This window comes from Methylobacterium amylolyticum (genome assembly GCF_030700245.1).
Lineage (GTDB): Bacteria > Pseudomonadota > Alphaproteobacteria > Rhizobiales > Beijerinckiaceae > Methylobacterium.
Genome location: NZ_JAUYZI010000017.1, coordinates 44,576 through 65,388 on the forward strand (window position 1 = coordinate 44,576; position 20,813 = coordinate 65,388).

General features: G+C 72.2%; 19 protein-coding genes and 1 pseudogene. 14 read left to right on the forward strand and 6 right to left on the reverse strand.

Going from position 1 to position 20,813, the window contains the following annotated elements; all coding sequences use genetic code 11:
* Positions 1-25 precede the first annotated feature (25 nt).
* Genes Q8W71_RS13880 through Q8W71_RS13895 form a run of 4 tightly spaced genes read left to right on the forward strand, consistent with a single transcriptional unit; the run spans position 26 to position 2,062 of the window.
* Positions 26-577 (forward strand): hypothetical protein, encoded by a 552-nt coding sequence (locus Q8W71_RS13880; RefSeq protein WP_305525970.1) that lies wholly within the window; start codon positions 26-28, stop codon positions 575-577.
* Between the two features lie 5 nt (positions 578-582).
* A complete protein-coding gene (locus tag Q8W71_RS13885) occupies positions 583-1,032 on the forward strand; it encodes a hypothetical protein (RefSeq protein WP_305525971.1) in 450 nt (149 codons plus the stop codon).
* Between the two features lie 4 nt (positions 1,033-1,036).
* Positions 1,037-1,774: a hypothetical protein gene (locus Q8W71_RS13890; protein WP_305525972.1), complete on the forward strand. Its 738-nt coding sequence runs from the start codon at positions 1,037-1,039 to the stop codon at positions 1,772-1,774.
* Positions 1,775-1,777: 3 nt separating this feature from the next.
* Positions 1,778-2,062 carry a hypothetical protein gene (locus Q8W71_RS13895; protein ID WP_305525973.1) on the forward strand — a complete coding sequence of 95 codons (285 nt, stop codon included), beginning with the start codon at positions 1,778-1,780 and terminating at the stop codon, positions 2,060-2,062.
* A gap of 504 nt (positions 2,063-2,566) precedes the next feature.
* On the opposite strand, the gene Q8W71_RS13900 is transcribed toward Q8W71_RS13895, so the two are convergent.
* Positions 2,567-2,839 carry a hypothetical protein gene (locus Q8W71_RS13900; protein ID WP_305525974.1) on the reverse strand — a complete coding sequence of 91 codons (273 nt, stop codon included), beginning with the start codon at positions 2,837-2,839 and terminating at the stop codon, positions 2,567-2,569.
* A gap of 118 nt (positions 2,840-2,957) precedes the next feature.
* Between Q8W71_RS13900 and Q8W71_RS13905 the strand changes: the two genes are divergently transcribed.
* Positions 2,958-3,194, forward strand: coding sequence for a helix-turn-helix domain-containing protein (locus tag Q8W71_RS13905; RefSeq protein WP_305525975.1), 237 nt, complete (start codon positions 2,958-2,960; stop codon positions 3,192-3,194).
* A gap of 1,101 nt (positions 3,195-4,295) precedes the next feature.
* On the opposite strand, the gene Q8W71_RS13910 is transcribed toward Q8W71_RS13905, so the two are convergent.
* On the reverse strand, positions 4,296-6,242 hold the full coding sequence (locus Q8W71_RS13910; RefSeq protein ID WP_305525976.1) for an OPT family oligopeptide transporter: 1,947 nt from the start codon (positions 6,240-6,242) through the stop codon (positions 4,296-4,298).
* Positions 6,243-6,514: 272 nt separating this feature from the next.
* Here Q8W71_RS13910 and Q8W71_RS13915 point away from each other — a divergent pair, with 272 nt between their 5' ends.
* The 3 genes from Q8W71_RS13915 (at position 6,515) to Q8W71_RS13925 (ending at position 10,609) form a co-directional block, all read left to right on the forward strand.
* Positions 6,515-9,214, forward strand: a complete 2,700-nt coding sequence (locus Q8W71_RS13915; RefSeq protein WP_305525977.1) for a YadA family autotransporter adhesin — start codon at positions 6,515-6,517, stop codon at positions 9,212-9,214.
* Positions 9,215-9,303: 89 nt separating this feature from the next.
* Positions 9,304-10,143, forward strand: coding sequence for a hypothetical protein (locus tag Q8W71_RS13920; protein WP_305525978.1), 840 nt, complete (start codon positions 9,304-9,306; stop codon positions 10,141-10,143).
* A gap of 157 nt (positions 10,144-10,300) precedes the next feature.
* Positions 10,301-10,609, forward strand: coding sequence for a GCG_CRPN prefix-to-repeats domain-containing protein (locus Q8W71_RS13925; protein WP_305525979.1), 309 nt, complete (start codon positions 10,301-10,303; stop codon positions 10,607-10,609).
* Between the two features lie 209 nt (positions 10,610-10,818).
* Here Q8W71_RS13925 and Q8W71_RS13930 read toward each other — a convergent pair whose 3' ends face one another.
* Entirely contained in the window at positions 10,819-11,085 is a 267-nt protein-coding gene (locus tag Q8W71_RS13930; protein WP_305525980.1) for a hypothetical protein, read from the reverse strand.
* Between the two features lie 240 nt (positions 11,086-11,325).
* Between Q8W71_RS13930 and Q8W71_RS13935 the strand changes: the two genes are divergently transcribed.
* Entirely contained in the window at positions 11,326-11,535 is a 210-nt protein-coding gene (locus Q8W71_RS13935) for a hypothetical protein (protein WP_305525981.1), read from the forward strand.
* Positions 11,536-11,581: 46 nt separating this feature from the next.
* Here the strand turns inward: Q8W71_RS13935 and Q8W71_RS13940 are convergent, their stop codons facing one another.
* Both Q8W71_RS13940 and Q8W71_RS13945 read right to left on the reverse strand, forming a co-directional pair.
* Positions 11,582-11,818 (reverse strand): hypothetical protein, encoded by a 237-nt coding sequence (locus Q8W71_RS13940; RefSeq protein ID WP_305525982.1) that lies wholly within the window; start codon positions 11,816-11,818, stop codon positions 11,582-11,584.
* A gap of 171 nt (positions 11,819-11,989) precedes the next feature.
* A complete protein-coding gene (locus tag Q8W71_RS13945) occupies positions 11,990-12,190 on the reverse strand; it encodes a hypothetical protein (RefSeq protein WP_305525983.1) in 201 nt (66 codons plus the stop codon).
* Between the two features lie 629 nt (positions 12,191-12,819).
* On the opposite strand from Q8W71_RS13945, the gene Q8W71_RS13950 reads away from it, so the two are divergent.
* The 5 genes and pseudogenes from Q8W71_RS13950 to Q8W71_RS13970 form a co-directional block, all read left to right on the forward strand.
* Positions 12,820-14,280, forward strand: a complete 1,461-nt coding sequence (locus Q8W71_RS13950) for an efflux RND transporter periplasmic adaptor subunit (protein WP_305525984.1) — start codon at positions 12,820-12,822, stop codon at positions 14,278-14,280.
* Between the two features lie 40 nt (positions 14,281-14,320).
* Complete coding sequence (locus Q8W71_RS13955) at positions 14,321-17,515, forward strand: efflux RND transporter permease subunit (RefSeq protein WP_305525985.1); 3,195 nt, start codon at positions 14,321-14,323, stop codon at positions 17,513-17,515.
* A 100-nt stretch (positions 17,516-17,615) separates the two neighbouring features.
* Positions 17,616-18,134, forward strand: coding sequence for a MarR family winged helix-turn-helix transcriptional regulator (locus Q8W71_RS13960; RefSeq protein ID WP_305525986.1), 519 nt, complete (start codon positions 17,616-17,618; stop codon positions 18,132-18,134).
* Positions 18,124-18,888, forward strand: coding sequence for a DNA alkylation repair protein (locus tag Q8W71_RS13965; protein WP_305525987.1), 765 nt, complete (start codon positions 18,124-18,126; stop codon positions 18,886-18,888). Before Q8W71_RS13960 ends, Q8W71_RS13965 begins: the two co-directional genes overlap by 11 nt.
* Positions 18,889-19,386: 498 nt before the next feature.
* Positions 19,387-19,578, forward strand: a pseudogene (locus tag Q8W71_RS13970) (IS630 transposase-related protein); the annotation flags it as partial.
* Positions 19,579-19,732: 154 nt separating this feature from the next.
* On the opposite strand, the gene Q8W71_RS13975 reads toward Q8W71_RS13970, so the two are convergent.
* A complete protein-coding gene (locus Q8W71_RS13975; RefSeq protein ID WP_305525988.1) occupies positions 19,733-20,521 on the reverse strand; it encodes a response regulator transcription factor in 789 nt (262 codons plus the stop codon).
* Positions 20,522-20,813: the final 292 nt, after the last annotated feature.

The window sequence follows — 20,813 nt, forward strand, 5'->3', positions numbered from 1 at the left end:
CGTGGCTGCGCTAGGACGGCCCGTGGTGGCGTCCGTGATGGTTCAGGGGCAACAGGGGCCTCCGGGGCCACAAGGCCTCCAGGGGATTCCCGGCTACGCCAAGCGCTTCGGCACGGTCGATTACACCGACAACGACGCCGGGACGCCCCTCGCGCTGCCGGCCGGGGTGTGGATGCGCCTGATCCGCAACCTCACCCCCTCTCCGGCGAACTTCAACCTGCCGTCCGGTCCGTTCGAGGGCTTCGCGTTCTGGGACAATGCCGCCGGCCTCTTGCGCGCCCGCGCCCGCGGCGATGCCCTGCTGATGAAGTTCACCTTCACGGTGGTGCCGGACCAGCAGGCGGGCGGCCTGCGGTTCGCGGTGCGCCCAGGCGACGATCCCGCCTTCGACTTCGGGCCAGAGCCCATCGTGCTCACCACCGATGCTGGCGAGGCGCAGACCGGCTCGGAAACCTTCTTCGTCCAGTGCCGCCCCCGTTTCGTGGACCAGGGCGCTCAGATCTACATCATGGCGACCACCGGGGGCACGCTGATGCAGTTCTCTCCCGAGATCACGCCGCTGGACTTCGCGGTGTAGCCCCCATGCCGAAGCCGATCGGGTTTCACGCCGCGACGGGCACGCTCGTCATCATGGAGAACGGTGAGTTCCCCGCGGGCTCGCTGATCGCGCACGTGCACGAGACTTGGACCGATCGGATCCAGATCGACACCATCGCAGGCCGGGGTGCTCAGACGGTCCTATGGCAGGACGTGACCAGCCTTGACGGCATGTTCACTCCGGCCAGCATGGCCGACGCGCTCGCCTACCTTAGGGGCGAGTTCGCGAAGCGGCCGGCGCTCAGACCGATCCTCGCACCCTATCCCCTGGCCGGGGCCGCCAGCTTCGCCATCAACCATGGCCTCCCCTACGCGCCGAGCACGACAGTCGTCAGTTCGGATGGCGCTGAAGTCGATACCGATGTCGCGCACGCACCGGGCCTCACGACCCTGACCTTCGCTCAGCCCTTCACCGGCACCCTCTACCTCGGATGAGCCCATGACCCGGAAAATCGGCAACGGTCTCGACCTTCAGAACCAGCGCATCCAGAACCTCGGCACGGGCTCTCAGCCGACAGATGCCGTCAACCTCGCGCAGCTTCAGAGCGCGTTGGCGGGGCTATCCTGGCACGGAGCCGCCCGAGCGGCTTCTACCGGCAACATCAGCGTCTCGGCACCCGGCGCGTCCATTGATGGCGTGACGCTGGCGGTCGGCAACCGCGTCCTGCTGAAGAACCAGACGACTGGATCCGAGAACGGCATCTATGTCTGGAACGGTGCCTCGTCTCCGCTCACGCGGGCGACTGATGGCACGACCGGCAACCTGAACGCGGGCGCCGCCTTCTACGTGGATGAAGGTACGGTCAACGCGGACACGGCCTACACCGTCACCACCGACGACCCGATCACGGTCGGCACGACTGCCATCGTCTTCGCCAAGTTCGGGGCCGGCATCGCCTACACGGCCGGCACGGGCCTCACCCTGACCGGCACGCAGTTCGCGATCGACACCGCGGTGGTGGCCCGCAAGTTCGCGACCAACGTCGGCGACGGGTCTTCGACCACGATCACGGTCTCGCACAACCTCGGCACGCTGGACGTGACGGCGCAGCTCTACCTCGCGAGCACGGGGGAGACCGTGGAGACCGACACGGTTCGGTCCAGCACGAGCGCCGTGGCCTTCACCTTCGCGACTGCCCCGGCGGCCGGCGCCTACCGCGCGGTCATCACGGGCTGAGCCATGGCCCGCAAGTTTGCCGGCAAGGCAGCGGCTGCCGCCACGGACCTGATGACCCGGGCAGACGTGCTGGCGCTCGCAGGGCGCCACGTCAAATTTACCGGCACGACCACGACGGCCTTTGCCATCAACCTCGGCGCCACGCAGGCGATGACGTTGACGGTCGCGCCTGTCACCCCAGGCGATGTCCTCGCTGCCGGGGAAGACATCAACGCCCAGCCAGTCGCGGCTCTTCCCAACGGCGTCAATATCGCCTGGGCCTACGTCTCGGCGAACAACCGGTGCTGATCGGCTTCACGTCGTCGGCGCTGATCCCCGTCGCGCAGACCGTGAGCTGGCGCGTCACCGCCTTCCGGTAGCCCCCCCTCCCACCCCGGATCCCCTATGACCGCAGCCGCATCGGCCGCGCCCTCCCGCGCGGGCGCCTTCGCCAACCTCGACCGCAAGGCGTTCTTCGCCGCGATCCGGCCGACGTTCGGATCCCTGGCCGCCGCGCAGGTGTCGGGCGCCGAGCGCCTGATCGACGCCTTCTTGGCGCACGCGGTGATCCTCGATCGCCGGCACCTCGCCTACACGCTCGGGACCAGCTTCCACGAGACTGGCCGCCGCATGCAGCCGGTCCGCGAGGCCTACGGCACGTCCACCGAGGACACGATCGCTGATAGGGGTCGTCGTCAGCCCGACGCGCGATGCCCGCGGACGGATGGGCGAGCATCATCCCCGCGGCGGCGGCCAAGCCGGCAAGGCCGATGCCGTAGGGACCGAGGCCTCGCGGATGGGGGCCGGCGACCATCAGGCGGCCCTCGCTTCGGCGCGCAAGGCGTCCCACTCGCGGCAGTCGGCCGCCCAGCGGGCGCGTCCGGTCTCGGACACGATCTTGATGGCGAACAGCGCCAGCGGCTTGCGTGGGTCGTAATCGACCGACCCGTCTTCGTGGACGGGTGCGATGCCCATGAAGCTCCCGGTCGGAATGATCTCGGCCAGCCCATCTGCTTCGAGCTTGCGGGCTCGATGGCCCAAGAACTTCGAAAACACGCTTTCGATCAGGGGCTCGCGCTGGGGCATCGTGGCTCTCCGGTTGACCTTGTTAGCTCTAAAGGCTAACGAATGAGGCGTCAACGCTGACTTAGCTTTTGAGGCTAATTTGCTCGCCCGTAGGCCTCAGGCCGTGTACGAAACGGCCATGATCGACGCCGCTCAGATGCGGGCGGCCCGCGGGCTGCTGAACTGGACGCAGAAGGAGCTTGCCGAGCGCTCGGGGGCTTCACTGGCGACGATCAAGAATGTCGAGGCCGCGGTGCGCGACACGCGAGGCAGCACCCTCCGCGCCATCCAAGAGGCCTTCGAAGCGGCCGGCGTCGTCTTCATGGAACCGGGCGACATGCGAACCGGAGGGAAGGGCGTCCGGCTGAAGGGGTAGCCCCACGCCTCCCCCGCCCCCTCCCGCAAACCCAAGCCTCCAACCCCAGACACCCCGTAATCCGGGGAGAGATCCCCTCCCCTGCCCTCTTTTGGGTGCGGGCGACGCTGAAAATTACTCAATCGCATCAGCGGGCACCCTTATCCCGCACCTGCGATCTAAGTGGCTGATCTTCCTCGGCAGGTTTCACTTCTGCCGGGCCCACCACCCTCTTCCCGCGACAGACCGCCTCGACCCGGCTCATCTCGCGCGAGCGCCGCGGGTCCAGCACACCCGAATCGGGCGCGCGCGTCGTGACACCGATCATGCCGAAAGATCGTCCGCGTCCGGGGGATCGCGCGCCGTTCCCGCCATGTTCGGGGGCGCCGCGCGGAAATTCTGCACTCCGTGCGCGGAACGGGATAGCGGGTGCGCGGAATGAGACGACAGACGGTCTCCGGGATTGCACCAACGCGGTTGTGAAGAGCTGAATGTACAACCGGCCTTCACCGAAACGGGCCGCCGCCGGACCGGCTGCGGCACGCTGAAGGACAGATCGGGCGTCGGGCCCGGCGACGGTGACGGATGCATGGCCCCTCCCATGCATCCGGCGCTGCCGTCGGATCCGTCGACCCGATCGTTCGTTCCGGGCCCGGCTGTCCCGCGGCGCCCGCAAAGCCCCCGCGCCCCCGCGAAATCCACGCTCGCCGCCGCGGCCCGTCCGGGAACGACGCCGCCGGACCGGCGCCCGTTGCGGGCGGCGCCGCGGATCGGCCCGACGGGTGCGCTCCCGCCGGAGCCGGTGCGCAGGCTGGCCCCGGGGGAGGTCCGGGCGCGCCGTCGCCCGCGCGAACCGGGCCCGGACGGCCCGTGTGTGGCCCCGTCGCGACAGGGGGCGCAATCCCGCTGTGGATGACGCCGCTTGCCCCCAAACCATCAAGGTTCGGGCGCGAACCTGGCTGGACCGCACCCGATACCGGCCGCCATGCTCGCTCTCCCCCACGCCCTCGTCCTCCGGCACCGCGAAGGCTTCGCCGTGCTCGCCTCCTCCGCCCTGTTCCTGGCCGGGGCGCTGACCCTCCTCGCCTTGACCGGCGGCTGAGACCGGCCGCGCCGCGTCCCTCACGCCGCGGCGCGGCGCGCGGCGCCGTAGAGGGCGGCGGCCAGCCCCGCGAACAGCACCAGGCCGCCGATCAGCGCGGGCCCCCGGACGCCGTCGCCCGCCAGCGCGAGCGGCGCGTCGGAGCCGGTGAGGTAGACGATCACCGCGAAGGCGACGCCCCACAGGCTCTCGCCGACGATCAGGCCGGTGGCGGTGAGCGTGCCCATCCGCAGGGCCCGCTCGGGATCGGCCCGGCGGCGGGCCCAGCGGGCGTAGAGCGTGCCGACCAGCGCGCCGGCCACCACCGGCAGCACCGCCTTCATCGGAAGGTAGATCCCGAGCGCGACGCCGAGCGGCGGCAGGCGCAGCCGCCCGAGCCGGCCGAGGGTCTCGTCCAGCGCGATCAGCGCGAGCGCCGCCCCCGCCCCCCAGCCCAGCATCCGCCAGTTGGCCTCCCCCGAGACGACGCCCCGGGCGAGCGCCGAGATCAGCCCCGCCTGCGGCGCGGCGAGCGCGTTCGGGCCCGCCCCGGGGGCGCCGACGAAGCCGAGCCCGCTGCCCAGCACGTCGAGCACCGGTGGCACGATGGCCGAGCCGAACAGCACGCCGATCACCAGCGCCGCCTGCTGCTTCCACGGGGTCGCGCCGACGAGCTGCCCGGTCTTGAGGTCCTGCATGTTGTCGTTGGCGATGGTGGCGACGCCGAACACGATCCCGGTCACGATCAGCGCGTAGGCCACCAGCGCCTGGGCGGTGCCCGCCTCCACCCCGCGGCCGAACAGGCCGACGAGCAGCGCCGCGCTCGCCAGCACCGACAGGATGCCGATGCCCGACACCGGCGAGTTGGACGAGCCGATCAGCCCGGCCATGTAGCCGGTCACCGCCGCCACGATCAGCCCGATCACCAGCACGAACAGCAGCGCGCCGATCACGAGCGCGACGCCGTGGCGCTCCAGCCCGGTGCCGGCGATCACGCTCCACAGCAGCCACGCGATCGGCGCGAGCATCGCGAGGGAGACGCCGACCACCGCGCCGAGCGGCAGGTCGCGCTCCTCCACCGCCAGCGCCGCGCCGGCCCGGCGCGCCCGCCCCGCCGCGAGCGCCGAGCGGATCCCGCCGAGCACGGGCCCCGCGATCCGCCCCAGCGTCCACAGGGCCGCGACGCCGATCACCCCGGCGCCGAAGAAGCGCACGTCGCCCGAGAACACCGCCCCGGCCCAGGCCTCGGCGCCGAGCTCCGGCCGGGGCTGCGCCGCGGAGAGCAGCGGCACCAGCCCGGCCCACGCGATCGCGAGCCCGAGCGCCATCGCCGCCCCGACCGAGGGGCCGACGAGGTGGCCGACGCCGAGCAGCGCGAAGGACAGGTTGCCGGAGATCCCCGTGGCGCCCCCGCCGACCCGGAACCAGAGCGCGGCGCTGTCGAGCACGATCCGGGTCTGCGCCAGCGCCGCGAAGCCGGCCGAGGCGAGGCCGTTCCACACGAGGATGCGCAGGCCCCGCGCGCTGTCCGCCTCGCCCGCCCGGCTGCCCGAGCCGAGCGCCAGCACCTCCGCCGCGGCGTGGCCCTCGGGATAGGGCAGGTCCGTGTCCACCACGAGGGCGCGGCGCAGGGGCACCGAGAACATCACGCCCAGGATCCCGCCGGTGGCGGTGATCCCGGCGGTGGTGAGCCACGGGAAGCCGTGCCACCAGCCGATCATCACCAGCCCCGGCAGCACGAAGATGATGGCGGCCAGCGTGCCCGCGGCGGAGGCGATCGTCTGGACGATGTTGTTCTCCAGCACCGTGGCACCGGGCAGGCGGCGCAGCACCGCCATGGAGATCACCGCGGCCGGGATCGAGGTCGCGAAGGTGAGGCCGACCTTGAGGCCGAGATAGACGTTGGCGGCGGTGAACAGCAGCGTGATCGCGCCGCCGAGCGCGACGGCGCGCAGCGTCAGCTCGGCGGGTCCGGGGGCGCTGGGCATGCGTGTCGCGCTCGGGCGGGAGGGCGGGGATCGGCCGGGGCCGGTCCGGCCCTAACGCGCCGGGGCGCCGACCGCCAGCGCCGCGCGCGCCCTCCCGCGCGGCGCCCGGGCTCCGGGCGCTCGCCCCGTTCCGTGCGGGGCGGGATGCCGGTCCGGGCGCCGGGGCCGCCACGACGCGTCCGTCCAACACCCCCCGCCCGACACCGCCCGTTAACCTTAACAGATCTACTCAATCACGGGTGGCACTTCGAACGGGTCCGTGCATGTCCGGCGTGAACAGGCGATCCCGCGACGGACGCATCCGGCGCCTCCTGACGGCGGGCATCTCGACGACGGTCGTCCTGGCCCATCTCGGGCCGCAGGCGGTCCGGGCGCAGGTCGCGCCGGTGGTCGTGACGGCGCCGACCCCGGTCACCCCGGGCGCGAGCCAGACGACGGACACCGCCCGGGCGACCTGCGCGCAGCAGCTCGAGAACCACGCGATCAACACGGCGCGCACCGGCGTGAACGGACAGATCACCGGCCTCGCGGCCTCGGGGACCGCGCTGGGCGCCCAGGGCCTGTCCCTGGTCGCGGCCGGCACCGCGCTGAAGAACGGACAAACCGGCACGGCCGGGGACGACCTCATCGTCGCGGGCGGCACCGCGGCCGCCAACGCCCTCGGCATCGTCGCGCAGAGCGCCGGGCTCGGCAACGCCCTCACCGCGCTCGACATCCGGGCGCGGCAGGCGGCCCTGCCCTCGTGCGAGCAGACCTTCACCGGCACCGTCACGGTCCAGGCCGGGGGCGCCGACATCACCGGGAACTCGGTGTTCCGCGACAACCTCGGCGTGACCCAGAACCTGAGCGTCCTCGGCACCACCCGCACGACCGGCCTCGACGTCGTCGACCCGGCCCGGATCGCCAACGTCACGGTCGGCGGGACGGACCTCGGCATCTCGCTCGGCGGCGGCGTCCTCTCGGGCGCCGGCGCCGTCCTCAAGGCCACGACCGGCGACGTGAACGCGGTCGCCATCGGCAACGGCGCGGTGGCGACGACCGGCACCTCGACCGCGATGGGCACCGCGGCCGCCGCGACCCAGGCGGGCGCCAGCGCGTTCGGCGCGAACGCCGCGGCCAATGCGGTGAACGCCACGGCGCTCGGCGCCGCCTCCGCCGCCTCGGGGATCAACGCCAGCGCCGTCGGGCAGAGCGCGGTGGCCTCCGGCGCCAACGCGAGCGCGCTCGGGCAGGCCGCGTCCGCGACCGGCCCGAACAGCACCGCCCTCGGGCAGCTCTCGGTGGCCTCGGCCGCCAACGCCAGCGCCGTGGGGCAGGCCGCCGCGGCCACCGGCGTCAACAGCAGCGCGCTGGGGCAGCTCTCGGTCGCGTCGGGGATCAACGCGAGCGCGGTCGGTCAGGCGGCCACCGCCTCCGGGGCGAATGCCAGCGCGCTGGGGCAGCTCTCGGTCGCGTCCGGACCCAACGCGAGCGCGGTCGGCCAGGGGGCCACCGCCACCGCCGCCAACACCCTCGCGCTCGGGCAGGCGGCCACCGCCTCCGGCGTGAACGCCAGCGCCCTGGGGCAACTCGCCGTCGCCTCGGGGACCAACGCGAGCGCGCTGGGCCAGAACGCCCTCGCCTCCGGGGCGAACGCGAGCGCGCTGGGCCAGGGCGCGCTGGCCTCCGCGTCCAGCGCGACCGCCCTCGGGCAGGGTGCGGCCGCCACCGGCACGAACGGCAGCGCGCTCGGCCAGGGCGCGCTCGCCTCCGGCGCCAACGCGACCGCCGCCGGCCAGGGCGCGGCGGCGAGCGGGACCAACGGCACGGCGCTCGGGCAGGCCGCCCGCGCGTCCGGCGCCAACGCGACCGCCACCGGCACCGCCGCCCAGGCCGCCGGCGACGCGAGCAGCGCGTTCGGACAATCCGCCGTGGCCGCGGGCGCCTATTCGAGCGCGCTCGGCGCGCAGGCCGAGGCGGTCGCGCTGTTCGCCACCGCCACCGGCGCGCAGGCCCGGGCGGTCAGCGTCGCCGCCACCGCCGGCGGGCAGGCCGCCGCCGCGGCCGGCGCCTACAGCAGCGCCTACGGCCAGAGCGCCTACGCCGCCGGCCGGAACAGCACGGCGCTCGGCCAGAACGCGGCGGCGCTCGCCGACGACGCCACGGCGCTCGGCCAGGGGGCGCGGGCCCTGTCGGTGGCCGCGACCGCGGGCGGCCGGGGGGCCACGGCGACGGGGACGGCGTCGAGCGCCTACGGCACGGAGGCCCTGGCCGGCGGCCCCGGGGCGACGGTGGTCGGCGCGCGGGCGACGGGCTACGGCTTCGACACGGCGATCGGCTACAACGCCACCGCGACGGCCGACTACGCGGTGGCGGTCGGCGTCGGGACGACGGTCTCGGCACCCCTTGGCGCGGCGATCGGCGCGGGGGCGAGCGTGCTGGCCGCCGAGGGCGTGGCGCTCGGCGCGAGCAGCCGCGCCGTCGCGCCCGGCTCGGTGGCGCTGGGCGCCAATTCCGTCGCGGGCGCCGCCAACGGCGGCTGGGCCGGCTTCGTGATCGGCCGCACCGCCATGACCAACACCGCCGAGGCGAGCGCCGTGGTGTCGGTCGGCGGCGGCCCGGGCAGCGCCACCCCCTACCGCCAGATCACCAACGTCGCCGACGGCGCGGTCACCCCCACCTCGACGGATGCCGTCAACGGCTCGCAGCTCTTCAAGACCGTGGCCGCCCTGAACGGGCAGATCCTCACGGCGCAGCGCGAGGCGCGCCGCGGGATCGCCGCCGCGGCGGCCACGGCGCCGACCCTGATGCCGTCCGCTCCGGGCAAGACGACGCTGACCGCCAAGGCCTCGGCCTACAAGGGCGAGTACGGCGCCGGCTTCACCATGGCCCACCGGCTCGACACCAACATGCCGACGATGATCTTCGGCAGCTACTCGAACGGCGGGGGCATCGACCACGTCGTGTCCGGCGGCGCCGGGATCGAGTTCTGACGCACCACCCCGCCTGTCCAGGCGGCCGACGCCCGGTTCCGGGCCCGGGAGGCCCGGCGGTGGCGCCGGCTCCATCGGAGGATCGAACGATGCACGACTCCCGTCCCGGCCGGGGCCCGATGCCCGCTCCGGGAACCCTCGCCGGGCTGATCGGGTACGGCGTGCTCGCCAGCCTCGTCGGCGGTCTCGTCGGGGGCTTCGCGCCCTGGCAGTCCCTGCCGGCGCGCGCCGTGACGGGTTCGGCCGCCCAGATCCCGGCCATCCAGATCCCTGCCGCCCAGACGCCTGCCGCCCACTCCCCGGCCACCGAGGTCTCGGTCGCCCAGATCCCGGCCGTCCAAGCCCCTGTCGTCCAAGTGCCAGCCGTCCAAGCTCCTGCCCTGCAAGTCCCGGCGCCAGCCGTCGCGGCGGTGCCCGTCGCGGCGGAGCGCGCCGAGGCCGTGCGCCCGGCGGTCCCGCCGGCGCCCCGGGCCCCGACGGCCGAGGCCGGCGCCGCCGTGAACGCCTTCGAGCCCGTCATCCACGCGCGCAAGGCGGGGATCGGGACCTGCATGGGCAGCGTCGTCGCCCAGTCGCGGCGGGTGATCGACGCCCAGCACGCCGCCCTCTCGATCTGGAACACGCGGGAGCCGGATCGCGGCACCTTCCAGTCCATCCTGGCGCTGCGCTACGAGAACGCGCTCGCGCCGAACGGGGCGGCGATCCTCACCGCCGCGCCGGACGGGGCGAGCCGGTGCGGCGGCACCGTCGTCCAGGTCTACCCGACGGCCCGCTCCTGCGGCGCGATCCAGGCCGAGCTGGTCAAGTCCGGCACCACGGCCGCCGCCCTTCTGGACCTGCCGCTGCTCGCCGCCGCCGACGGCACGCGGGAATTGCTGCTGCCGACCGCGGGCGGCGGCTGCGTGATCGTCGCCACCAGCCTGGAGTGAGGCCGATCTGGCGCGAGGCCGGCTCGACAGCGAGGCCGGGGCACCCCGCGCCCGTCGATCGGCTGAAGGGCGCCCTCAGCACCGGTTCAGCGCGCCGGCCGCATCCTCCCCGCATCGGTCCGGCGCAGCGGGCCGCGGGACCTGAGGAGATCGTGTCATGGTGCGCATCACGGTGTTCGGCGCGGCCGCGGTGATCGCGGCGGGATTTGCGGCCACGGCGGCGAGCGCCGCCCCGTTCGGCCCCGGCCCGGCCCCGGCGGGCGCCCGCGTCGAGCGCGTCGCGGGCGGCTGCGGCCCCGGCTTCCACCCCAATCCCTGGGGCCATTGCCGGCCGAACGCGCGGGGCTGGGGCTACGGCTGGGGCGGCCCGCGCGGTCCATACGGCGGGCGGCCCGATCACGGCTACGGCCCCGAGCGGGGCCCCGGCGGCTACGACGGCCCGCGCCGGTTCCACGGCGGGTACTGAGTCCCGCGGCGGCGATCCCGCACGCGCCGGACGCCGCCGCGGCGCGGGGCCGGGGCGGCGTCTCGGATGGGAAAGCGGCCCGGTTCCCGCCGGGCCGCCGCTACGGCCCCAGCAGCACGCCGGCCGAGCCGACCGCCGCGACCGCGACCCCGACCGCCAGGGCGGCGATCATCGCGTAGGAGAGGCTTTTCAGCTTCACGGTGCTCGCCTCAGCAGCGGTTGCCGCCGGCGGTCTGGCCGTACTGCTTGACCGGGAAGTTCTGCTGGCGGGCGTTGCCCTCGGCGGCCGAGCTCATCGGGCAGGTCGCCGGGTTGCGGTCGGACAGCCCGCCGAACGGAGCACCGAACGAGCCGGTGGTCTCGACGTCGTAGGGGCCGTAGCCCGTCCAGGCGGGACCGGTGAAGGCCATGGCGGACGAGATCGGGGCGACACCGAGGACGAGGGCGGTGACGACGGCGGCGATACGGGTCTTCATGGTCTGGTCCTCACTCCTTCGCAGTACAGTCCGGGTCGTTCGGCCTGTCTCCTCTTGCGTGACCTTAATATGGGCGCTCATGTCCGGCCGTGACGTGATGCTCCGCACGCGGCAGGCGGGATTAAAGCGGGCGGCGGAGTCGGCGCGCGGCCGGCGGGCGCGGCGCCGCCTGAAAAGCGTTGAGGCCGCGCCCCGTCCGGGCTACGGACCGTGTCTCAGGGGACAGGCGCAGCCGCACGGATGACCGATGACGTATCTGCCCTGCTCCTCGCGCTGGCGACCGAGAACGCCGAACTGCGCGAGCAGCTCGCCTCCGCCCAGGACATGCTGATGGAGACGGCGATCGACGCGGGGCACCTGCACGCCCGGATCGGGGCGCTGGAGGCCGAGCGCGACGCGTGGAAGGTCGAGGCCGAGCGGCTGGCGGGGCCGGCGTCCCGGATCGCCTGACAGGTCTTCCCGATCGGAGCGGGGCGCGTACCGGCCGGCCCGCGCGTCAGCGGAGCCGCTCCAGTCCGGACGGCGGGGCGGGGAGATGGTGGCGCGACGACCAGACGATGCCGCGCACGGCGCTGGTCAGGACCGCCACGCCGGGATGGCCGCCGAGGAAGCGCGCGGTCAGCTCGGTCGCGTGCGCGACGGCCGCCTTGACCGAGGGCGCGTCGAACCGGTCGAGGCTCGTATCCATGCCCCCTCGCGGCCGGCGCCGGGCGATCCGCAGGGTGTAGTCCATCGTGTCGGGCCGGGGCCGGAGTAGAACGCGCGCTCTTTGCGGGGAACAGGTCCGCAGCGCCATGCGGCATGACTGCCGACGCCTCGGTTTCGCGTTGGAAAGATCCTGGGGATGTTCAGGGGACGGCCCGAACGGCGCGCCGGTATCCCGGAACGACGCTGGCCCGGCCCGTCAGGCCGCGGGCCGCCCGGCGCGCTCCCGCTCCGCCTCCTCCGCCGTCACCGCCTCGACGGCGGCGATGGCGTTCTCCAGTTCGGCGATCTGGCGGATGGTGCTGTGGGCCGGCAGGGCGTCGACCCGGGCGGCTTCGAGGATGAGGTCGCGCTGGCGCGCCTTGAGACGGTTCAGGAGGATGTCGAGGGTGTCGGTCATGGCGCGTCTGTAGTCGCGGGCGGGCACGCCCGGCAACCGACCGGCGCCGCGCCGCCCCGGCCGCCGCTGTCGCAGGTCGTCCTCGGGCGGGGCGCGGAAACCGGGCGCGCGGCAGGCCGGTCGATCGTCCCCGGCCTCGAGCCCGGGCTCGGCCAAGACCGGAGCGTCTTCCGGCCGCCGCGACCGAGTGTTGTCGGATGCGCACGCCCGAAGAGTTCCGCATTGATCAGCGGCGGCCGGCGCTTCTTTCGTGTCGAAAACCTGCCTAGGATGGCAGGGGCAGATTCGGCGCAGTCGCCCGGCGGGTCGGCGGCGTCGGTGCTGATCTCGCGGTCTCGGGTCATTCTCTGCCCTGGAGGCGAGACTTGATCCTTCGTCAGGGGGGCACGGCTTGGTCTTGGGGGGCGACTTGATGAGGCCGGTGCTCGCGCGTCCCCTGATCGCGCGTCCCCGCGCCGTGACGCTCTCCGCCGGGACTCGCCGCATCGTCGTCTCGTCCGATGCCGGCCGCCGCGCCGCCCCGCCGCCGGTCGGCGATCCGGGCGCGGCCAGGCCCGCGCCCGCCTGAGCGGGCCGCCGGACCCGCCGCTCCTTCCGCCCGTGCGCCTCCTTCCAGCTCAGGCCCGTCCATGCCCTTCCCACGACGCGTCGACGCCGGGCTCCCCGGCCTGCCGCTGCGCCCCGCGCGCCCCGGGGCCGATCTCCCCGCGGTCCCGGCCGCGCTCTTCGCCGCCCCTCTGGCCGCCCCTCTGGCCGCCCCTCTCGCCGCCGCCCTGCTCGCCGTCCTGGCCGGGTGCGGCGAGAAGAACGCCTACGTCCCGCCCCCGCCGCCGACCGTCTCGGTGGCCCAGCCGCTCGTGCAGCCGGTCACCCGCTATTTCGAGCTGACCGGCAACACCAAGGCCTTCGCCGCCGTCGATCTCGAAGCGCGGGTCCAGGGCTTCCTGGAGGGCATCACCTACCGGGACGGCTCGGCGGTGACGAAGGGCACGCCGCTCTTCTCGATCCAGCGCAACACCTACCAGGCGCAACTCGAGCAGGCCCAGGGCGCCCTGGAGGCCCAGGAGGCGGCCCGCACCAACGCCCAGACCGAGTACGGGCGCCAGTCCACCCTGGGGAAGCAGGAATTCGCCTCGCAGGCCCGCGTGGACGACGCCAAGACGAAGCTCGATCAGGCGACCGCCGCGGTGACGGAGGCGCAGGCCAACCTCGACCTGGCCAAGATCAACCTCGGCTACACGACGGTGCTCGCGCCCTTCGACGGCATCGTGACCAACCACCTCGCCGATGTCGGCGCGCTGGTGGGCACCGGCGGGCCGACCAAGCTCGCCTCGATCGTGCAGCTCAACCCGATCTACGTCTACTTCAACATCAGCGAGCAGCAGGTGCTGGAGGTCAAGCGGAGCCTCGCCGAGCACGGGGCCACGCTCGGCAACCTCTCGCAGATCCCGGTCGAGATCGGGCTCCAGAGCGAGACCGGCTACCCGCACCGGGGCAAGCTCGACTACGTGGCGCCGCAGGTCGATCCGGCGACCGGGACGCTGATGGTCCGGGGGATCTTCGAGAACGGCACCCGGGCGCTGCTGCCCGGCCTGTTCGTGCGCGTGCGCGTGCCGGTGGCCCGCCCGGCCCAGGGGCTGCTGGTGCGCGACGAGGCAATCGGCACCAACCAGCAGGGCCACTACGTCCTCGTCGTCGGCGCCGACAACGTGGTCGCCCAGCGCCGCGTCACGCCGGGCCAGCGCCAGGGGCGCTACCGGGTGATCGAGGCCGGCCTCCAGCCCGGCGAGTGGGTGGTGACCGACGGCGTCCAGCGCGCGATCCCGGGGGCGAAGGTCGCCCCGAACAGGACCGCGCCGGAGCCGGATGCCCCCACCGCGGCGGCGGCGGCCGCGTCGCCCGCCGCCCCGTCCGCGGCCCCGGCGCCCGCCGCCCCGTCCGCGGCTCCGGCCCCCGCGACTCCGGCCCCCGCGACTCCGACCCCCGCGACCCCGGCGCCTCAGGCCGCCCCCGCGGCGCCGACGGCCGCCCCGGCGCCGCCGGCCGACCCCCGCCACAGGACGCACGCGAAGCCGGCCGGACAGCACTGAGCCCGCCTCGCCCCGCCGCGCCCGAACCTCCAGGCCCGCCATGATCTCGCGCTTCTTCATCGAGCGGCCCGTCCTGGCCAACGTGCTCGCGCTCGTCATGGTGCTGATCGGCGCCGTGGCGCTGTACGGCCTGCCGGTGGCGCAGTACCCGAACGTCGTGCCGCCGACCGTGCAGGTCACGACCCGCTATCCGGGCGCCAGCGCGCGCACCGTCATCGACACCGTCGCCCTGCCGATCGAGCAGCAGGTCAACGGCGTCGAGAACATGCTCTACATGCAGTCGACGAGCGCCAGCGACGGCACCTACACCCTCACGGTCACCTTCGCGATCGGCACCGACGGCGACCAGGCGCAGGTGCTGGTCCAGAACCGCGTCGCCATCGCGATGTCCTCGCTGCCGCAGGCGGTGCAGGTCCAGGGCGTGACCACGCAGAAGAAGTCGACCGCGATCCTGCAATTCGTGACGCTGTCCTCGCCGGACTCGCGCTACGACAGCCTGTTCCTGTCGAACTTCGCGGTCATCAACATCCAGAACGAGCTCGCCCGGCTGAACGGCGTCGGCAACGTCAACGTGTTCGGCGCCGGGCAGTACGCGATGCGGATCTGGCTCGACCCGGACCTGTTGCAGGCGCGCGGGCTCACGCCCTCGGACGTGATCAACATCGTCCAGCAGCAGAGCCAGGAGGTCACCGCGGGCGCGGTCGGCATGCCGCCGGTGCCGAAGGGGCAGGCGTTCCAGTACACGCTCAACGTCAACGGCCGGCTCAACGACCCGTCGGAGTTCGAGCGGATCATCGTCAAGGCCGAGGGGCAGGACGGCGGCCGGATCACGCGGCTGTCCGACGTCGGCCGGGTCGAGCTCGGCGCGCAGACCTACAGCCAGTCCTTCACCCTGAACGGCCGGCCGGCGGCGGGCATCGGCATCTACCAGTTGCCGGAGGCGAACGCGATCTCGGTGGCCGAGGAGGTCCGCGCGCGCATGGCGGAGCTCGCCAAGAGCTTCCCCGAGGGCCTCGTCTACACCGTCCCGTTCGACACCACGGAGTTCGTGCAGGCCTCGATCCACGAGGTCTACATGACCCTGTTCGAGGCGGCGATCCTGGTGCTGATCGTGATCCTCGTCTTCCTCCAGGACTGGCGGGCGATGCTGGTGCCGGCCACCACCGTGCCGGTGACGATCATCGGCGCCTTCGCGGCGATGGCCGCCCTCGGCTTCACCGTGAACCTCTCGACGCTGTTCGCGATCGTGCTCGCCATCGGCATCGTGGTCGACGACGCGATCGTGATCGTCGAGGGCGTGGCCCACCACATCGAGCGCGGCCTCAGCCCGCGGGCGGCGGCCGAGAAGGCGATGGAGGAATTGTTCGGGCCGATCATCGGCATCACCCTGGTCCTGATGTCGGTGTTCATCCCCGCCGCCTTCCTGCCGGGCCTGACCGGGCAGCTCTACAAGCAGTTCGCCCTGGTGATCGCCGCCACCGCCCTGATCAGCGCGATCAACGCCGCCACCCTGAAGCCGACGCAGTGCGCCCTGTGGCTGCGCCGGCCGGTGCCGCCGGAGAAGCGCAACGTCTTCTACCGCGGCTTCAACCGGGTCTACGACGCGGCCGAGCGGCTCTACGCCCGGCTGATCGCCCGGATGGTCCACGTCAGCGGCCTGATGGTGGGCGTCGCGCTGGTGCTGATCGGCCTCGCCGGCTGGGGGCTGACCCGCCTGCCGACCGCCTTCCTGCCCACCGAGGACCAGGGCTACGTGCTGATCGGTGCGCAGCTCCCCGACGGCGCCTCGAAGGAGCGCACCGACGCGGTGCTCCAGCGGATCGTCGCGATGGCCAAGGCCACGCCGGGGGTCGACAACGTGCTGGCGATCAGCGGCATCTCGGTCCTCGACAACAGCGCGACGCTGCCCAATGCCGGCGTCGCCTACGTGGTGCTCAAGAACTGGGACCAGCGCAGCGCGTCGAACGGCGAGGATCTGCGCAGCCTCTACAACCGCTTCAACCAGAGCCTCAAGGCCATCGAGGAGGCCGACACCTACGTGCTGGTGCCGCCGCCGATCCAGGGCATCGGCAACGCCAGCGGCTTCACCATGCAGATCGAGCTGCGCAACGGCGATTTCGACTACCCGCTGCTCGAGAGCCTCGCCCGCACCATCGTGGCCAACGGCAACGCCCAGTCCGGCCTCCAGCGGCTCGACACCTCGTTCCGCTCCGGCGTGCCGCAGCTCTCGGTCGTCATCGACCGCATCAAGGCCGAGGCGCTCGGCGTGACCGTGGGGCAGGTGTTCTCGACGCTCTCGGACTACGTCGGCTCGTCCTACGTGACGCAGTTCAACAAGTTCGGCCGTACCTTCCAGGTCTACGTGCAGGCGGCGTCCGACTTCCGGGTGCGCCCGCAGGACATCGAGAACCTGATGGTCAAGGCGGGCAACGGCACCATGGTGCCGCTCGGCACGCTGGTCGACATCAAGAGCGCGGTCGGCCCGTCGCTGATCAGCCTCTACAACCTCTACCCGACGGCCACGATCGTCGGCGGGCCGGCGCCCGGCTTCAGCTCGGGGCAGGCGCTGGACCTGATGCAGCAGATCGCCGCCAAGGTGCTGCCGCCCGGCACCGGCTACGACTGGACGGCGATGTCCTACCAGGAGAAGGCGGTCGGCACGCAGATCTACCTCGTGTTCGCGCTGGCGATCGTGCTGGTCTACTTCGTGCTCGCCGGCCAGTACGAGAGCTGGATCCTGCCGCTGGCGGTGCTGCTCGGCGTGCCGCTGGCGCTGCTCGGCACGGTCTCCGCCCTGCTGGCGCTCGGGGTGGCCAACAACCTCTACACGCAGATCGGCCTGATCCTGCTCATCGCCCTGGCGAGCAAGAACGCGATCCTGATCGTCGAGGTGGCCCGCGAGCGGCGGGCGGAGGGCATGGCGATCCTCGACGCGGCGGTCGAGGCGGCGCGCCTGCGCTTCCGCCCGATCCTGATGACCTCCTTCGCCTTCATCCTCGGCGTGCTGCCGCTGGTGACCGCCTCGGGCGCGGGGGCGGCGGCGCGCAAGTCGATCGGCATCGCGGTGTTCAGCGGCATGCTCGCCTCGACCTGCCTGGCCGTGCTGTTCGTGCCCTCGTTCTACGTGGTGCTCCAGCGGCTGGAGGAGTGGCGCTCGGGCCGGAACCGGGCCGCCGGGTCACCGTCGGCCGGGTCGCCGTCGGCCGAGTCGTCCTCCGCCGCGGGCCCCGCCTGACCGCACGCCGCGCCTGACCGCGCGAGGCGGCACTCCGGCCCGGGATCGGCCCGCCCGACCCCGTTGATCGATCATGAGCTGCCATATAGTATGGCGCCTCATGATTGCGCTCGCCCAGAAATACGACGCGCTGCTGGCCCGATCGGGCGAGCAGCCGCGGGGCGTCGCCGAGGGCATGCGCACCTGTTTCGAGGTGCTCTCGCTGGCCGCGGCCATCGACCGGGACTGCGCCGCGCGCCTGGGCGAGCACGATCTGTCGGAAGGGAAGTTCGTCCTCCTGGTCCTGCTCGACGAGGCCCGGGACGGCCTGTCGCCGCATGAGCTGGCCGCGCGGGCGGGCGTGACGCGCGGCACCGTCACCGGGCTGCTCGACGGGCTGGTGCGATCGGGGCTCGTCCGGCGCATCGCGAACGCCGTCGACCGGCGCACGCTGACGGTGCGGCCGACCGCCAGCGGCACCGCGCTGACGCGGCAGCTCGTGGGCGCGCATGGCCGCTGGATCGGCGCGCTGTTCTCCGACCTGTCGGCGGCCGATCGCGACGCGCTGCGGAGCCTGCTCGCCAAGGTCTTCGCCCGCACCGGCGCCGGGACGCGGAGGGCGGTGCCGGATGACGCGTGAGCGCGAAGGCCGCCGCGCGGCGATCGATGCCGGCGCGATCGAGACCCGCACGCTCGCCGAGATCCTGGCGGTCGACTTCGGCACCTTGCTCGGGCAGGTCGTCCCCGCCCAGGCCGGCCTGGGCGATGGCGACCTCGTGCGGCTCGGCGCTCTCGGCATCTCGGCCCGCATGGCCGCCGTCGGGCGGATCCTGCTGGACCGGCTCGGGCCGCGAGCGATCGATGCGCTGGGCCGGCACCGGAGCGACACGGTGCGCGGCTGGGCGTGCTTCATGATCGGCGCCCGGGACTTGCCGTTGCCCGATCGGCTGGCGGCGATCCGTCCGTATGCCGACGACGACCATTTCGGCGTCCGGGAATGGGCGTGGCTCGCGGTCCGCCCCGCGGTCGCCGCCCGGATCGATGCGGCGATGCCGCTGCTCGGCGACTGGACGGCCGACCCGTCCGACCGCGTCCGCCGCTTCGCCTCCGAGGCGACCCGGCCGCGGGGCGTCTGGTGCGCGCACATCGCGGCCCTGAAGGCCGATCCGTCGCCGGGCCTCCCGCTGCTCGAACCCCTCCGCGCCGATCCATCCGCCTATGTCCAGGATTCGGTCGGGAACTGGCTCAACGACGCCGCGAAATCGCGGCCGGACTGGGTGCGCGGCCTCGTCGCGGCGTGGTGCGCGGGCGATCCGCCGCCCTCGACGAGACGGATCGCCCGGCGCGCGCTGCGCTCGATCGACGGATCCACCGCCGAGAAAGCGCGGACCTGACGCCCATGCGCCGCGAACGCGATGTGCCGGAACCCGCCCGACCGCCTCTCGAAGCCGGCGCACGCGCGGCGTCGCTCGCGGGCGTCGGCGGAGGACGGGGTGCCGTGACGGGCCCGGCATCGAACCGATCCCGCTCGGCGACGCCGGTCCCGGGATCGTGGACGGCACCGAGCAGCGTCGCGGGACCGGCGACAGGCGGAGCCGAGCATCCGGCCCGACGCGCGCGGTAGTCGGTGTTCGACGGAGCGGTGACCTGCGCGGCTTCACCGTCGCATCGAAGAGACGAAGCGAGGGCGTTCACACGCTCAGAGCGAGCGAGACTGAAAACGTCGGGCGAATGGAGCGGCCGCTCAACCCAGCCCTCATGCCGTGCCGGGTCGTCCAGATCGTCCACATCACCGGAGCTTCAGAGCGGCGACCGTTCGGGTTGGAGTCGAATTGTGGGTTCCCGCGGGCGCGGTGTCGTGATTCTCTGGGCGGCTTTCGCAGGAGAGCCGGATGCCCTCAGCCCTGTCGATCGATCTGCGTGAGCGCGTGGTGGCTGCGATCGAGGTGGGGACCTCGCGGCGTGCGGCGGCCAAGCGCTTCGGGGTGGGCGCCGCCAGTGCGATCCGCTGGCACGAGAAGGTCCGGGAGGGAGGGCGTATCGCGCCCAGGCCGATGGGCGGCGACCAGCGCTCACGGGCGATCGGCGAGGCCGACGGCCCCGGCAGGCGCCTCAGCCAACCGACCGCTCAGACCCGTCCACGGAGCGAGTCGATCGGGCGCAGCTCTGTGTTTGTATTCCTAGATTAAAATCTAATTCGAAACCTCAGATGCCGCACCTTTTCAACGCGGTCCCGGGTCAATCGCTGGAGAAATACTTGTTTGTCAGGTAAGCCACTTCGGTTCGATTCTTCGCCTTTAATTTCTTCATGATATTGCGCACATGAACCTTCACCGTGCTCTCGCACATGTTCAGCTCGTAGGCGATGATCTTGTTCGGCGTCCCCTTGCGCAAGGCCCGTGCGACACTCAACTGACGCGGAGAGAAAAATTCATCCTGCGCAGGCTCTTCGGTGACCTGGACGGCCGGTTTGACCAGAGCATTGAGCATGCAATTGGCCGGCATGTAGGTTCCGCCGGCGCTGATCAGGCGCAAAGCCTGGACAACGACGTTGAGCGAACTCGTCGTCGGTATGTAGCCGCGAACGCCGAGCTGAAAAACTTTCAAGATATACGTCGCATTCTCACTGTCGGCCATGACAATGATGGATACGCTGCCGATCCGCGTCCGAAGGGTATGGATATCGCGCTTGATCTGCTCCAGCTCTGAATTGTGCAAATGGCAATCGGCATACGAGAGCACGATCGTCGACGTTTCCGGGACGACGGTGGCCGATAAGACATGCTCAACACTGGGATAAACCAAAAACTTCGAAGTTCTGTCCGCCGACTGAAGTGACGCGATGACGCACTGGCCGATGAGAGGTCGGCGATCGATCAATATGGTCGTGCCCGCATCGTTGTCCGCCGACACGGGGGCTTCTTGACGTGTCACGTCGTTCGAAGCGTCGTCTGATCTTGAGCGAGCATCTAAGATATACTTGCTGTCCGGCAAAATACGTCCGCTCGCCTGCAACCCGTTCATCATTAGACGACACCCCTCCGTCGATCGTGACGCGGCGTTGGATCGGTTGTGCACCCCGTTACTAATTTGGGTTAATTACTGGCTAGGTCCACTGTCCTGCCGCCGCCCACCAGCAAGGGAGGTATTTTGTTAACCAAAAATTAACGATTTGCAAAGGGGAGCCGCTACCTCTTTCGGGTTAATCTGTTTGTCGGACACGTCCATCGCGAAACCAGGCCCGATCGATCTTTGAAATATGCGGGCGTCGGTTCGAGTGCTGTTCTCAATAAATGCCATCATCGAAAAAGTCATTCAA

Excerpts from the sequence above, each read along its gene's own strand:
- Q8W71_RS13885 (WP_305525971.1), top strand. The coding sequence starts at position 583 with ATGCCGAAGCCGATCGGGTTTCACGCCGCGACGGGCACGCTCGTCATC.
- Q8W71_RS13890 (WP_305525972.1), top strand. The coding sequence starts at position 1,037 with ATGACCCGGAAAATCGGCAACGGTCTCGACCTTCAGAACCAGCGCATC.
- Q8W71_RS13895 (WP_305525973.1), top strand. The coding sequence starts at position 1,778 with ATGGCCCGCAAGTTTGCCGGCAAGGCAGCGGCTGCCGCCACGGACCTG.
- Q8W71_RS13900 (WP_305525974.1), bottom strand. The coding sequence starts at position 2,839 with ATGCCCCAGCGCGAGCCCCTGATCGAAAGCGTGTTTTCGAAGTTCTTG.
- Q8W71_RS13905 (WP_305525975.1), top strand. The coding sequence starts at position 2,958 with ATGATCGACGCCGCTCAGATGCGGGCGGCCCGCGGGCTGCTGAACTGG.
- Q8W71_RS13910 (WP_305525976.1), bottom strand. The coding sequence starts at position 6,242 with ATGCCCAGCGCCCCCGGACCCGCCGAGCTGACGCTGCGCGCCGTCGCG.
- Q8W71_RS13920 (WP_305525978.1), top strand. The coding sequence starts at position 9,304 with ATGCACGACTCCCGTCCCGGCCGGGGCCCGATGCCCGCTCCGGGAACC.
- Q8W71_RS13925 (WP_305525979.1), top strand. The coding sequence starts at position 10,301 with ATGGTGCGCATCACGGTGTTCGGCGCGGCCGCGGTGATCGCGGCGGGA.
- Q8W71_RS13930 (WP_305525980.1), bottom strand. The coding sequence starts at position 11,085 with ATGAAGACCCGTATCGCCGCCGTCGTCACCGCCCTCGTCCTCGGTGTC.
- Q8W71_RS13935 (WP_305525981.1), top strand. The coding sequence starts at position 11,326 with ATGACCGATGACGTATCTGCCCTGCTCCTCGCGCTGGCGACCGAGAAC.
- Q8W71_RS13940 (WP_305525982.1), bottom strand. The coding sequence starts at position 11,818 with ATGGACTACACCCTGCGGATCGCCCGGCGCCGGCCGCGAGGGGGCATG.
- Q8W71_RS13945 (WP_305525983.1), bottom strand. The coding sequence starts at position 12,190 with ATGACCGACACCCTCGACATCCTCCTGAACCGTCTCAAGGCGCGCCAG.
- Q8W71_RS13950 (WP_305525984.1), top strand. The coding sequence starts at position 12,820 with ATGCCCTTCCCACGACGCGTCGACGCCGGGCTCCCCGGCCTGCCGCTG.
- Q8W71_RS13955 (WP_305525985.1), top strand. The coding sequence starts at position 14,321 with ATGATCTCGCGCTTCTTCATCGAGCGGCCCGTCCTGGCCAACGTGCTC.
- Q8W71_RS13960 (WP_305525986.1), top strand. The coding sequence starts at position 17,616 with ATGATTGCGCTCGCCCAGAAATACGACGCGCTGCTGGCCCGATCGGGC.
- Q8W71_RS13965 (WP_305525987.1), top strand. The coding sequence starts at position 18,124 with ATGACGCGTGAGCGCGAAGGCCGCCGCGCGGCGATCGATGCCGGCGCG.
- Q8W71_RS13975 (WP_305525988.1), bottom strand. The coding sequence starts at position 20,521 with ATGATGAACGGGTTGCAGGCGAGCGGACGTATTTTGCCGGACAGCAAG.